General features: G+C 47.2%; 13 protein-coding genes. 11 read left to right on the forward strand and 2 right to left on the reverse strand.

Going from position 1 to position 13,106, the window contains the following annotated elements; all coding sequences use genetic code 11:
• Positions 1-174: 174 nt before the first annotated feature.
• Genes K3T83_RS30730 through K3T83_RS30745 form a run of 4 tightly spaced genes read left to right on the forward strand, consistent with a single transcriptional unit; the run spans position 175 to position 2,323 of the window.
• Positions 175-834 (forward strand): DUF1643 domain-containing protein, encoded by a 660-nt coding sequence (locus tag K3T83_RS30730; RefSeq protein ID WP_220206732.1) that lies wholly within the window; start codon positions 175-177, stop codon positions 832-834.
• Complete coding sequence (locus K3T83_RS30735) at positions 835-1,065, forward strand: hypothetical protein (RefSeq protein ID WP_220206733.1); 231 nt, start codon at positions 835-837, stop codon at positions 1,063-1,065.
• A 2-nt stretch (positions 1,066-1,067) separates the two neighbouring features.
• Positions 1,068-1,541, forward strand: coding sequence for a hypothetical protein (locus tag K3T83_RS30740; RefSeq protein WP_220206734.1), 474 nt, complete (start codon positions 1,068-1,070; stop codon positions 1,539-1,541).
• The gene (locus K3T83_RS30745) at positions 1,538-2,323 is read left to right on the forward strand and encodes a DUF5131 family protein (RefSeq protein WP_220206735.1); all 786 of its coding nucleotides are present in this window, start codon (positions 1,538-1,540) and stop codon (positions 2,321-2,323) included. The genes K3T83_RS30740 and K3T83_RS30745 overlap by 4 nt, the downstream gene beginning before the upstream one ends.
• A gap of 82 nt (positions 2,324-2,405) precedes the next feature.
• On the opposite strand, the gene K3T83_RS30750 is transcribed toward K3T83_RS30745, so the two are convergent.
• Both K3T83_RS30750 and K3T83_RS30755 read right to left on the reverse strand, forming a co-directional pair.
• Entirely contained in the window at positions 2,406-4,916 is a 2,511-nt protein-coding gene (locus tag K3T83_RS30750) for a TIR domain-containing protein (protein ID WP_236065024.1), read from the reverse strand.
• A gap of 169 nt (positions 4,917-5,085) precedes the next feature.
• Positions 5,086-6,411 carry a pentapeptide repeat-containing protein gene (locus K3T83_RS30755; RefSeq protein WP_220206737.1) on the reverse strand — a complete coding sequence of 442 codons (1,326 nt, stop codon included), beginning with the start codon at positions 6,409-6,411 and terminating at the stop codon, positions 5,086-5,088.
• A gap of 302 nt (positions 6,412-6,713) precedes the next feature.
• Here K3T83_RS30755 and K3T83_RS30760 point away from each other — a divergent pair, with 302 nt between their 5' ends.
• The 7 genes from K3T83_RS30760 (at position 6,714) to K3T83_RS30790 (ending at position 13,021) form a co-directional block, all read left to right on the forward strand.
• A complete protein-coding gene (locus K3T83_RS30760) occupies positions 6,714-8,195 on the forward strand; it encodes a pentapeptide repeat-containing protein (RefSeq protein ID WP_220206738.1) in 1,482 nt (493 codons plus the stop codon).
• A 387-nt stretch (positions 8,196-8,582) separates the two neighbouring features.
• A complete protein-coding gene (locus tag K3T83_RS30765) occupies positions 8,583-9,233 on the forward strand; it encodes a flavin reductase family protein (RefSeq protein WP_220206739.1) in 651 nt (216 codons plus the stop codon).
• Between the two features lie 146 nt (positions 9,234-9,379).
• Positions 9,380-9,778, forward strand: coding sequence for a VOC family protein (locus K3T83_RS30770; protein WP_220206740.1), 399 nt, complete (start codon positions 9,380-9,382; stop codon positions 9,776-9,778).
• A gap of 18 nt (positions 9,779-9,796) precedes the next feature.
• Positions 9,797-10,201, forward strand: a complete 405-nt coding sequence (locus tag K3T83_RS30775; protein ID WP_220206741.1) for a YdeI/OmpD-associated family protein — start codon at positions 9,797-9,799, stop codon at positions 10,199-10,201.
• 338 nt (positions 10,202-10,539) lie between these two features.
• Positions 10,540-11,325: a YybS family protein gene (locus tag K3T83_RS30780; RefSeq protein ID WP_220206742.1), complete on the forward strand. Its 786-nt coding sequence runs from the start codon at positions 10,540-10,542 to the stop codon at positions 11,323-11,325.
• Positions 11,322-12,170: an energy-coupling factor transporter ATPase gene (locus K3T83_RS30785; RefSeq protein ID WP_220206743.1), complete on the forward strand. Its 849-nt coding sequence runs from the start codon at positions 11,322-11,324 to the stop codon at positions 12,168-12,170. Before K3T83_RS30780 ends, K3T83_RS30785 begins: the two co-directional genes overlap by 4 nt.
• Positions 12,167-13,021, forward strand: coding sequence for an energy-coupling factor transporter ATPase (locus K3T83_RS30790; protein WP_220206744.1), 855 nt, complete (start codon positions 12,167-12,169; stop codon positions 13,019-13,021). Before K3T83_RS30785 ends, K3T83_RS30790 begins: the two co-directional genes overlap by 4 nt.
• Positions 13,022-13,106 lie beyond the last annotated feature (85 nt).

Genomic DNA, 13,106 nt, shown 5'->3' on the forward strand with positions numbered 1-13,106 from the left:
TAAGGCTGTAAGTGATGTAACTTTCAACTTACACGCTTACACTTACAGCCTTACAGACCATCTCTTTCAGCCTCATCCGTCCAAGCGAGAGGTCAGAGTGCAATCCTCTGACGAGGCCATCGGTGATGATCCTGTAGTGTGTTACAGAAGCCAGGATACAATCAAGAAAGCATCATGAAGCAACGCAACCTGAAAAGCACGACCGTCCGACAAACGGCGCTCTTTCCCGATAAGGGACAAGGAGCCATCATCGAGGACGCCTATCGCTATCGGCTTTGGAGAACCTGGGACACGGATCGTCCCTCCCTCGTCTGGATACTGCTCAATCCGAGTATGGCTGACGAACACACCGACGATCCCACCCTGCGCCGCCTTCTCCGGTTCTCACAGACCTTTGGCTATGGTGGTCTCGTGCTCGTCAATTTGTTTGCGTGGCAGACCCCTGATCCACGCCTGCTCTCAACGGTCCCTGATCCAGTGGGACCGAAGAATGATCATTTCATCCAGGAGGCGGTCACGCAGACAGAGCAGATTGTCATCGCCTGGGGCAATGGTGGTCGCTACCTGCATCGTGAGCAGGCCGTTCTTGCCCTGCTTTCATCGGTTCCCTTATCCTGTCTGAATGTCACCCGATGTGGCTCTCCAGTCCATCCGCTCTATCAACCGCGCACTAGATCGCTCATGCCCTTTCTCAGTCCAATGACGCAGGGAATGTGTGATGTCGCTGGAGAGTGGACAGGCCGCACACAAGGCAACGACCCTCTGACGAGCAATGATGGAGTGCGTCATCCTGAACACGAACAAGCAACAGATCACTCAGAAAGGAAACCCTGAATGCAATCAGCCTGCTCTCCCTTTCAGCAAGGACAAGACCTTGCCCGACGACTCATTTTGCTAGGCGTTCTCTCTGGCTGGCCCATCACGGACTGCACGGAAGCCCATGAAGTGGCGATGCGCTATGCTCGCTACGTGGCCCCACGTGGCGGTCCCGAAGAGGTACGCGCGATTGCCGCTGGCCTGCTCTTTCGCTGGATGCTCTATTCGACAGGAAGGGTCAGGATGTGACGATGAGCAGCTATCCGTTCTTCCTAGTTTATCCCTGCGGTTACAGTCGAGACGGAGCGCTCGTTCACCACTTGATGAAGCGTGACCCTCGTATGCTGCTCATTGATACTCGCATGTCGCCCCGCTCGCACTGGTCGGAGTGGAACCAATCTTCCCTGCACACCCGCTACAGTAAGCGTTACCGTTGGGCTGGCGCATTTCTGGGCAACCGCAACTATGCTACAGGCGGTCCTATCACACTTGCTGATCCTGCGGTGGGGATTGCTGGACTACTCCAATACTTACAGGAAGGACACCTGCTGATCTTGCTGTGTGGGTGTTACGACTTCACTCTCTGTCATGTGAGCCTGATCGTCTCCCTGCTGCAACAGGCACGTCCGACCGTGCTTGCCGTTTTGCCAGAGGACGTGCGATATATTGCAGCACTGACCACACACCATTGTTCTCAACCCGAACAGGAGGAGCACCGAGCATGAAAACAACGATTGAATGGACCCATAGACACGTGCCTGATGGCACCATCATTCCCGGCTACACGTTCAATATCGCCTGGGGATGTGTGAAAGTCTCGGAAGAGTGTGGCAACTGCTATGCAGAAGGCATAGCCAGTCGCTATGGGATGAAACTTTGGGGTCCAGCCTCAACCACGACACGCCGGACCTTCGGCATTAAGCACTGGCAGGAACCGCTCACCTGGAACCGGGAAGCAGAGCTACAGGGACATCGACGCAGTGTGTTTTGTAGCAGTATGGCTGATGTGTTTGAAGAGCATCCAACGTTAGAACCAGAACGCGAGAAGTTATGGCGGCTCATTGCGCGTACTCCCTGGTTGAACTGGTTGCTGCTCACCAAACGCCCGGAGCATATCCTCTCGATGGTTCCCTGGACGCAGTGGCCGGACAACGTATGGATCGGGACATCAGCGGGCAATCAGCGACGGGCCAATGAACGCCTTCCCTTGCTCATCCAGGTGCCAGCGTTCGTGCGATTTGTGAGTTATGAACCAGCGTTGGAACGGGTTGATTTCATGCCCTGGTTGCAGCAGATCGATTGGCTCATTTGTGGCGGGGAAAGTGGAGCGCGGGCACGTCCTTTCGATCTGGATTGGGCACGCTCCGCACGAGAGCAATGTCGAGCGGCAAGGGTGAAGTTCTTCTTTAAGCAGGTGGGAGGACGGTATCACAACAGCGGTGGACGCCTGCTTGACGGGCGAACGTGGGATGAACTCCCACCAGAGAAACCAGAGTACGTGATATAGATGTAAATGAGCGCAACGGAAAGAGAGCATCTGAGCAAAGACGTTTGGGTATTCTCTTTTCTCCCCTCTGAGACGAGAATACCTACCTTTTATGAAGTATCTCTCTGACTTTCTCTGCAATCAGGACCAGTTCTTGATTAACCCTTGATGAAGTTGTCAAACTATCTAAAGGCTCAGAAGGATTATTAACTGCTTGGTAGTTAACAATCTCTGTTATTTTATACATACTATAACTTACTGCGATCCACAGGATCACTAATCCTTTTTTCTCAGCTGCATCTAAAAGAGGAGGAAGTTCGTGGTTTGCAATAAAATCTGAAGCGAGAAAATCCGGGCTGACTAATAATAGAGCTACCTTCGCTGAGGCCAAGGCTGTATTGATCTCATCCTTCCATTTTGAGCCTGGAGCAATTAAGGTATCAGACCAGGTCTTGAGCAAACCTTGTCTTTCTAAAGGCTTAAACATTGTGAGAAGCTTGTCTAACCACTCTTTATCTTTGTGGCTATAGCTAATGAAAATATGATCTCGCAGAGGATTAGTTATACTTCCTCCTACTGGTCTCTGCAGAGGAGTATTCGTCTTTCCTACCTCTTTTTCCAGCATGTTGAATTGTATATTGTTGAGATAAAAGGTAAATTGTGGATCTTCGACTACTAATGCTTGAAGTGTCGGATCAAAGAAGAGATGATGCTTGGATATCGGATATACCTCAGAAAGCTTGTCTATCCACCTTTCATCAATGAATCTTTCAATGCCTTCTGCAAGGTTCGGTTTCTGCTCTTTGAGACGAGCTAAGGAAACAAATCCATCACCACTAGCTGCTAAAGCCTCTAATAGCCTTAAACATGTTATATCTCTATACCCACCCATTGCAGTAAAACGCCTGGTTAGCTCTCCAAATTTCCTTGATAGATCGATTATCACATAGGATATAGCAGTGTCTATAGTACAATGAATTGTTCGCTTTTGCTCCTGCGTCTTGATTATTCTCTGCTTATAGCAGATGTTAAAGCAGAGAAACTGAGCAATATTGAGGCTTCCACTTGAAGCCGAGATAATCTCAGATTTTTGGGTCAGTTCAATATTTAATGCTTGTTCCCCTTGCTCGATCATACGAAGAATAAGCTCATCTTCCACTTTTCCCCATTTGAAGACATCTATCCGTGTCGCGATATCGAACGATATATCAACGAGCATTTGACCTGTCTGTGGTATTCCGACGATCACCAGTTTTTTCGATTCAGGTTCAGTATCCGCCAGATATTTTAAATAATCAACAATTTTCTTACTGGTTGCCGGGCTTAGTCGGTGAAAATCATCAATGATAACAGTCCCATTATGCCAGCTTACCAGTGTTTCTATGCTAGCTTGGTGTTCTTGCTCACGTGCGCTTAGTAGTAATACAGACGAATCTGCCGATAGAGGTTTTTCATGGGTTAATTCCTCAATAGCCTTTTTGAGGGCTGTTGTTTTTCCAACCCCTGATGGACCTTCTATAATTACGCCACGACCAGGTTGCGCTAAAGAGAGTTTCAGTAATCCAAAATCTTCACGTTCTACATATGTTATGTAGGGAAAGCCTGATTTCACAAACACGTCGAAAAGCTGGTGAGTGTCCTGTACAGGAAAAGGCGGTTCTGAATCTTTCCCTGATCGAGCCGATGAACCAGGGAACACGGGTGCTGTTTTTGGTTTGCTCCTCGTATTTCCAATCGAGGCAAGTAATTGAGCACGCGCTGAGAGTTTATCTAGTCCAACTAGATTAACGTATACAATTGATCCCAAAAAACCGCTAACATCACTAGGCTCAACAACCACAGGGATGAGTAATCCCTGGCTCCCTGTGGGATCACGTTGAAAGGTAGTAGTCCATTCCGATTGGGTAAAGGCAGAGGATAGGTACTCAGGCGAGATTATAGCAATAGTCCTTCTTGCCGTTTTAACCGCTGCGTTCATCTCACTGATGAAATTTCTTCCTGGAAGGAAGTCCCATACCTGAATGACTGTGGTATAACCTGCCTCTTCCAATTGCCAAGCAATCCATTCTGCCCAACTACGATCAGCTGCCGCATAACTAATGAAAAAATCCCTGAGAGTCTCTGCAGAAGGGATAGGTAATGTTGCTTTTTGGATGGACTCAAGGGCTTCTTTAATACCTTTGACAACCTCAAGAAATGCCTCATCTCGATTGCTCCATGAGGTGATAGGTTTACCCTCACTTGGCAGCATGGAGAGTTTCTCAAAGGGTGTATCGCCCAAATCCACGGGGCGCAACAGAATGGGAATGACCCGGGCTTCACCCGCTTCATGCCTCTGTACCGCCCGTTGTATCTCGACACTAAAGCAAAAATCCGACGCCAGAAAGCGAACGCTCAGAAGTAGCAGAATAACTGAGGCAGTATTAAGATGGCGATTAATAACCTCAGCCTCTTTCATGTCTGTATCGATTTGGTATCTATGCCAAGTAGAGACAAAACCTTGACGCTGCAATAGCTTCAGATGTTTCTCTAATTCTCTGCTCAACGGTTCGTCGGAGTGTGTGTAACAATAGAATATCTCTGGGGCTGAAGCTATGGCGCTTATCGTACTCACTTCTTTCTCTCAATCTGCGATGAAATTATTATAGCTAAAATATATCCTGTTTCTTCTTGCAATGCAAGAAACCCCTCTTCTGAGCCTGCGAACTGTACAACAATGAAGTTTCAACTACTAAAATACAATGAAACGGCAATGGCCCTATCTAAGAACTCTATAAAACTACTTACGCTCCTCGTTTTAATTCCTCTAACTCCTCTCTGAGTTTTCTGATCTCGTCTTCCTGCTCTTTGATCTTCTCTTTTTCCGGCTCCCAATGCGTGATCTTCTCTTCTACTGGTTTGATAATATCGTCTTGAAGAGAATCGATGAGATGAGAGATATCCTGGTAGCGAAAGGTGTCTAGTATCCAATGATATCTCTTGCGTAAATCTTGAAACATCGTATACTCGCGCCACGTCTCCACTTCTTTTCCATCTTTAAGTATGAGTTCATTGGAGATAATTGGTTTGATAGGTCTGATACATTGGGGAGCGATGGTTGCCATTTCATGCGGAGCGCTACTTGGATCAGTCAGGTCAATAATGATAAAGCGTGCAAGGTGGGCCAGAGTGCTTACTGTCTCCGTCAAATCCTGGCTTTTCGGTCGATCAAAGTCAAATACAACTGGTGAATAGTTATAGTTACGAAGTTCTTCCCGTAGGGCATTCAATACTGGTTTTCTTTCTGAAGTGAAACGGCCAAGAATTAAGACGACTTTCGAGGTGATAGTATCAATGACTTGTCGGATCTTTTGGTTATTGAGAAGAAGGTAGATAAATTGAGCAACTTCGAGATTGTCTACAGTAATAACAGGTGGTTGGTTTAAGGGAGTAATGACAAGGTTTCTTTGGGTAGTTTCTTTTAGATCTATATCCCAAATAGAAATTCCATAAACAGAACAATCTGTGAGTATTGCTTGTGATAAATTCGTCTTTATGAAAATTGCTCCTGTTAGGTCAGCTCGGCTGAGATTTGTTCTTGTGAAGTTCGTTTCTGTGAGAACTGCTTTGCACAAGCTCGCTCCTGTCAAATTAGCATCTGTTAGATTAGCCCAACTCAGATCAACACTATCGAGGTTAGCTCCTGATAGATTGGCTCCTGTCAAATTAGCTCCCCTGAATTTAGACTCAAATAAACGAGCATCTTGCAGATTGGCATTACAGAGGGTAGCTCTATCGAGGTAAGCAAGGTAGATAGATGCCTTTCTCAGATCTGCATTGCTAAAATCAGCCAAAAGTAGTGCAGAATGATTAAGATCAGCATCTACAAGGGTTGCATAACGAAAATCAGCTTGGGTGAGATTAGAACCCTGGATGTATGTACTACTAAGATTGGATTTGCGAAAATCAGTCGAGTAGTGGAATGCCCCACTGAGGTTCATTCCACTAAGATCGATTCCACTGAGATCAGGAGCTACTACACTCTTTTGTTTCTCCTCGATCTCCAATCGCCATTTATTCCACACCTCCACTCCCTGTTTCAAAATATCAACATGTCTCTGGTTTGCCATACGATCTCTATCTCCTTTACCAGAATAGACGAGCAAACAGAGCAAATTCCAAAACAGATTATCTTTCTATGGATTATCTTTATTGATTTCTTGTGATGAGTTTTGATCTTTTCAATTTCGTATTCCTGGTCATCCAGAAGAAAGAGCGATTTGATAATACGGCGTAGAAGAAATGCCAGTGCTGTTTCTTTTTATATTGGACCCGGCATATGAGTCCATTTTAAGCAAAGCGCTCAGATCCCTTGTTATATTCTTTTCGAAATTGCCTTATCTACTCGTCTATTTTATTAAGGGGGAAGCATATGGCAAATCAGGAACACTTAAACATTCTAGAGCAAGGCGCAAAAACATGGAACAGTTGGAGAAAGGATCATCCTAAGATAAAGCCAGATTTGAGGCGCATTAATCTAGGTGTTTTGGGTGGAGTAAACCAACACGAAGCAGAACTGAGGAGAGCAAGCAAAGCCACCATAAGATCTATAAATCTCAATAAATATGGTCTAAAAGGAATTAATCTCAGCAATGCGGATTTGAGAAATACTAATCTGTGGCAAGTGAATCTAAGTTATGCAGATCTGCGAGGAGCTAACCTTCAAGAGTCTTATTTACGAGATACAAATTTCTACAGAGCTAATTTGGAAGGGGCAAACCTCAGTCAATGTCTGCTTAGGTCCACCATATTTAACTCAGCTTTTTTAGATCATGCAGATTTTTCTAATGCAGAGATAAATCTCGCCAAATTCCACAACGTAGATTTAAGGACTGCAAAAGGTCTTACTAAGGGAACATTTCCTTACCAGCCAATTATTAATCTAGCAACAATCTTTCTTTCAAAAGGTATCATTCCTGAAAATTTTCTACGAGATGCAGACATTCCCGAAGCATTAATTGCCTATTCAAAATCTCTAGCTTCTCAGCAGTTTGATGAACAAGATAGTTTGTATCCTTCTAAAGAAAAACCTATAAAGCTTTTCTACTGTTATGCGAGAGAAGACGAAAGATTACGCAGGCAGTTGGAGAAACATTTGGCGCCACTAAAGCGAGAGGGATTAATAATGGAATGGTATGATCGTAAAATATCACCTGGAAAAGATTATCAAAGGGAAATCTTGCTTCAGATCGAGGCTTCTGATATTTTCTTGACTTTGATTTCCCCCGCCTTCATGAATTCGGATTACTGCAATAATATAGAACTTAGCAGAGCATTGGAGAAACACATCTCAGGCGAAATAAGAGTCGTACCAGTTATTTTACGTCCTGTAGATTGGACGCATACACGACTTGGAGAACTTCTCGCTCTCCCTCAAGATGCTCTCCCTGTTACTGAATGGAAGCCAAGAGATAAAGGTTTACAGGATGTAGCGAGAGGTATTCGTATGGTGGTAGAGGAGTTGCAGGAGATGAAAACAAAATTTTCTCCCGAAATCTCCGCGCTTGACGAAAAAAAGGGGGTTGAGCTTCTTTCTCTCGGTTCCGATACCGGTTATGATAATTATTATTGGGAAGCACTTGAAGCATTTAAACGAGCTGTTCATTTTAATCCCTATAATATGGATGCATGGTCAGGGATGGCTGAAGCATGGTTTTCTCTTAAAAGGTATCAAGATGCATTATTAGTTTGTGAACGAGTACTTCATATTCCAACTGAGACGCCACGCTACTGGAACACCTATAACATCAAAGCAGAAGCACTAGAAAGATTAGGAAAACACGAAGAAGCCAACCAGTTACGGGAAAAAATTAGTCAAATAGCATCAAAACGAAAGGATGAAGAAGAAGCTTAGAAAGAAAATCGGCTATAACTATAATTCTATTCTCTTCGAAATGCCAATGGGAGAAATATGAGACCATCTATACCAATCAGCAAACCCACCACGAATATAGCCTTATCTTTCTTCTATTGCTCTCGTAGCTTAAAATGTTGCGACCTTTTGCGACCTTTTTTCTGTCTAATAAAAAACAATAGGAGAACATTCCATTCTCAAATACTAGTTTTCTATACCATGCTCCGATGAGTCCTGACAAGATGGGGGCTGTCGAGCCCGGTTTGAAGCGCAAGAATCGGATAGTACTCTCACCGCTTTTACGGTATGCTTCGTTCATCAAGCAAGCGCGGCTCTTGTTTTGTAAAGATATAGAACACATGTCAGTATAAAGGACGGAAAATGTATATGCATACGGCGATCACACCTAAAATACTCTACTTTGGCACGCCGGTTGTCTTGATCAGTACTCGCAATGAAGATAGCTCGCCCAATCTGGCCCCGATGTCTTCAGTGTGGTGGTTGAACCAATCCTGCATGCTGGGGATGAGCGGTAGATCGAAGACGGTCGAAAATCTCTTGCGTGAAGGGCAGGGAGTACTTAACCTGCCCTCAGCGGACCTCGTTGGCGCGGTGGATCAGCTGGCGCTGACGACCGGACGCGATCCAGTTCCAGATTATAAAGAGAAGATAGGGTATCGCTATGAAGCAGATAAATTTGGCATTGCCGGACTGACGCCGCTACCTGCTGATCTGGTCAATGCGCCACTGGTTGCCGAATGCCCGATTCAACTGGAGGCGTATGTAAAGCAGGTCCATGCGTTTGATGAGGAGCATGGAACGATCAAGGCAATTGAGATGAGCATTGCGCGTGTGCATATTGATGAGTATCTACTTGTGCCAGGAACGGAGAACTATATCGATCCTGAGCGCTGGAACCCACTGATTATGAGCTTCTGTGAGTTTTTCGGTCTCAGCGGCAAGCTCCATCATTCGCGGCTGGAAGCTGCCTTCTATGGGTTGCCTCGCAATAGACAGGCTCAGGAGATCAAGGTATGAGCTAAAACTGTTCGTTCGATGATTTTCTCTTTTTCTTGCCGCCAATCAAAAATCAGGGCTGATACTGTCACTCTTTGAGGGTATACTTTATCTATCAAGAAGTTAAATAAACGAGCGCTATGATAGAGAAACATAAGGAGAGGGATATGAAACTGAACGATTTCCGCCTGCTGGTCAACGATTTCGCGGCATCCTTTCACTTCTGGCACGAGATTGTGGGTCTTTCTACGATATTTCGAGACGAGAACAACACATACGCAGAATTAGATGCTGGCAATGTGAAGTTGGAATTGCTTGACGCCTCCTATTTTGCCAGATCGATTGGTTCTGTCCACTCTGCGCCCGTGCAGGAAGGCTATCGGGGCGTCGTTGTGTTCGAGGTCGATGATCTGGAGGAAGCCTATGCAGATCTCGTCAAGCGTGGCGCTCCCTCCCTGGCCCAGCCGCACGATCACCCGGCGGGGTTTGCCCGCGTCGCCCTCTTGACGGCTCCTGATGGATACGTGCTTGAACTCTTCAAATCACGCGGCAACTTCCCACATTAAAAAGCAGAGGTGAGGGACATGAAAAATAGTGAGACCTATCCGATACTTGCATGTGAAACGCAGCGTGAGTGGGAAATGTGGCTTGAACAGTATCATAGCGAGTTCAGGGGAGCGTGGCTGAAGTTTGCGAAGAAAGCCAGCGGTCTTCCATCCATTACTTACGAAGAAGCGTTAGACGCAGCCCTCTGTTATGGATGGATTGACAGCCAGGCGGCTTCGTATGATGCACAGTACTGGCTGCGAAAGTTTACCCCGCGTGGCCCGAAAAGTAAATGGTCACAGATAAATCGTGGCAAAGTTGCAGTCTTGCAGGCCGCTGGCAAAATGCGCGCTGCGGGGATCAGGCAGGTCGAGTTGGCCCAGGCAGATGGACGATGGGAAGCTGCGTATGGCGGGCAGAAAAGGGCAAGCGTTCCAGACTGATACCCGGCGAACAAGCGATCTGAAAAGACGAATATCTTTGCGATATAAGAGTTATGTTTGAGAGAAGGTCCAGGCACAAAATGAATGGTTGCCTGGACCTTTTCTCTTGCAAACAATGTACCGCTGCAACAAAAAGAGAGCGTGTATCGTAATGTTAGGAAGTTGAGATAAAGAAGCTGAGTATTGACCATTCTTATAGTCTTTTCTCATCATCACCAGAATATAAAAGCAATGTTTCGGGTGCTTGTTAGAAGGGATTTGGAGCCTTCTGCGATACGCTACAATATGTGGAGTGGACCGATGTATAAAACTAGAGTGGTCGTTAGATGGAGCAGCCTGTGCGAAAGCTACAGCCGATAGAGATAGCTGAAGGGGCATTGATAGCGGATCTGGCCGTCATTTTTCAGTTAATGGCAATCTATATTCCCATCGTGGGCGATTTTTTTCGCATGCCTATTTTTGTGGTGTTTGCGATCCTGGTGTTACGGCGGAGCCTGTATGTTGGCATTATGACAATGTGCGTGACCTGGTTTATGCTCGGCGTCATTATCGGGCCGCAGTATCTGATAGCCCCTTCTCTTGAAATGATGGGAGGGCTATTTCTCGGTGTCACGATGAAGTATCATTGGCGCCATTCGCTGCTGCTGGTGGGAGCCGTCTCCTGTGGTGCTTTCACCCTCTATTGTCTGATTTTGTTGTTCACGATAGTCAGCGGCACCCCCGTAGATACTTTCGTCCATTCCTTGCAACAGCTTTATAATGGATTGATCTTTGTCGCCAATACGCTTGCAGTGCGAGTAGGCATTGGTCACTGGTGGCAGCAACAAATCTATCCTGTGATTACCGCTCTGGCTACCTGGGCATTGACCTACTGGTGGCTCTCGTTTTATTGCGTCCTCTGGGTGGCCTCCTGGTTTATGGTGCTGCCCATCTATAGCGTTACCAATTTCCTGATCCGCTTGCTCGGGTACGATGTACGTCCCTTCCCTGATGGCAAAGTGGGGTGGTGGTTGGAGCGCGGAAGGCGACGCATCGTCAAGCGAGCCATCAGGCGGCGGCTGGCGGCAGCGCGCAAGGCTAGCAAGCAGGAAGAGCAGCAAGAGGAACAGAAAGTCGAAGTATGAGTCCACTGCTTGATATACAAAATGTGATCTATGGCTATCCCGTCCCGACACGCCCACACGAGAATAGCCCCTCCATCCCTGTCCTGCGCGATCTCAGCCTTCAGATACAGGAGGGCGAGTACATTGTGCTGCTGGGACATAACGGCAGCGGCAAATCAACACTAGCCCGTCTTTGCAACGCGCTGCTCCTCCCTGATCGTGGACATGTGCTGGTGGATGGGCATGATACGCGCGATGCAGCCCAGGTACGTACTATTCGCGATTGCGTGGGGATGGTTTTTCAGAATCCCGACAATCAGTTGATTGCAACGGTGGTAGAGGATGATGTTGCCTGGTCGCTTGCCGTTCGTGGTTGGCCGAGAGCCATGATCAAAGAGCGGGTTGAGGCAGCGATGGCAGCTGTGGGCATTAGCCATTTGCGCGATCTGCCACCATCGAAGCTCTCCGGTGGTCAACGGCAGCGTGTGGCGCTGGCTGGCATCCTGGCTTTGCGTCCCCGCTGTATCATTACCGACGAAGCAACCTCGATGCTCGATCCTCTCTCTCGTCAGGAAATCACCGCGTTATTACATCAGTTGCATCAAGAGCAGAAGTTGACACTGATACAGATAACGCATCTCTTAGAAGAGGCAGCGCTGGCACAACGAGTGATTGTGATGGAGCAGGGACAGGTTATACTGGATGGACCTCCAGCAACAATCTTTCGTGATCTAGATCTGTTGCGCGATTTGAAGCTGGAGATTCCTGAGCCGCTGTTGCTAGCTGAGCGCTTGAGGCGCGCTGGCGTCCCTCTCTCGTCGAGAGCCATCACCCTGAGTGCTATTGCGGAGGAGTTAGCGCCTTGACCGATCCAATTATTCTCGCTTATCGTCTCTCTCATGTTTATCAAAACGGTTCCTTGCGCAGAGCCGCTTTAGAGGATATCAATCTGGAGATTCCGCGCGGCAGTTGCGTTGCGTTGATTGGCGTGACTGGATCGGGCAAAACCACGCTGATTCAGCATTTCAATGGGCTATTGCGTCCCACATCTGGCACGGTAGTTGTCGATGGCATTGATGTTGGGGTTGCGAAGGCCGATCTACAAGCGTTGCGCCAGCGCGTTGGTATGCTGTTTCAATTTCCAGAGACGCAGCTCTTCGAGCGAACCGTGTATGCTGATGTGGCGTTTGGACCTCAACGGATGAAGCTGAGCAGACGTGAAGTGCGCAAACGTGTCATAACCGCGCTAGAACAGGTTGGCCTGCCACATCATGAGTATGCCTGGCGCTCTCCCCTCGATCTCAGCGGAGGGCAGAAACGGCGTGTGGCACTGGCCGGCGTGCTGGCTATGTCTCCTTCGATTCTCATCCTTGACGAGCCAACAGTTGGACTCGATGCGGAGGCGCGTGCGGAGTTTTATGCCTATCTACGCCATATCCAACAAACGCAAGGCACAACTATTGTGCTGGTGACACATGATATGACTGAGGTAGCGATGCTGGCCGAGCTGCTCTTTGTTTTATATGATGGGCATCTGGTGATGCAGGGGACGCCGCGTTCCGTCTTTGCTCAGGTGGAACAATTGCGCGAATGGGGGCTGGCAGCTCCTCCATTGAGTCAATTGCTGCAATTGTTGCGTAAACGCGGCCTGACGATTCCTCTCACAACCTTTACATTGGATGAGGCTTTTGCTGCTTTGAGAACAGGTGAATATTAAATGTCGTATTCGCGCTTTTTACTGCGCATCCTTGCACATGCGCAGTAAAAAGCGCGAATACGACATTTAATCGAAAGATAGATAT

It is taken from the genome of Reticulibacter mediterranei (genome assembly GCF_016587455.1).

Coding starts and splice junctions, on each gene's coding strand:
- K3T83_RS30775 (WP_220206741.1), top strand. CDS start 9,797: ATGAAAAATAGTGAGACCTATCCGATACTTGCATGTGAAACGCAGCGT.
- K3T83_RS30770 (WP_220206740.1), top strand. CDS start 9,380: ATGAAACTGAACGATTTCCGCCTGCTGGTCAACGATTTCGCGGCATCC.
- K3T83_RS30760 (WP_220206738.1), top strand. CDS start 6,714: ATGGCAAATCAGGAACACTTAAACATTCTAGAGCAAGGCGCAAAAACA.
- K3T83_RS30785 (WP_220206743.1), top strand. CDS start 11,322: ATGAGTCCACTGCTTGATATACAAAATGTGATCTATGGCTATCCCGTC.
- K3T83_RS30745 (WP_220206735.1), top strand. CDS start 1,538: ATGAAAACAACGATTGAATGGACCCATAGACACGTGCCTGATGGCACC.
- K3T83_RS30730 (WP_220206732.1), top strand. CDS start 175: ATGAAGCAACGCAACCTGAAAAGCACGACCGTCCGACAAACGGCGCTC.
- K3T83_RS30755 (WP_220206737.1), bottom strand. CDS start 6,411: ATGGCAAACCAGAGACATGTTGATATTTTGAAACAGGGAGTGGAGGTG.
- K3T83_RS30765 (WP_220206739.1), top strand. CDS start 8,583: ATGCATACGGCGATCACACCTAAAATACTCTACTTTGGCACGCCGGTT.
- K3T83_RS30740 (WP_220206734.1), top strand. CDS start 1,068: ATGAGCAGCTATCCGTTCTTCCTAGTTTATCCCTGCGGTTACAGTCGA.
- K3T83_RS30735 (WP_220206733.1), top strand. CDS start 835: ATGCAATCAGCCTGCTCTCCCTTTCAGCAAGGACAAGACCTTGCCCGA.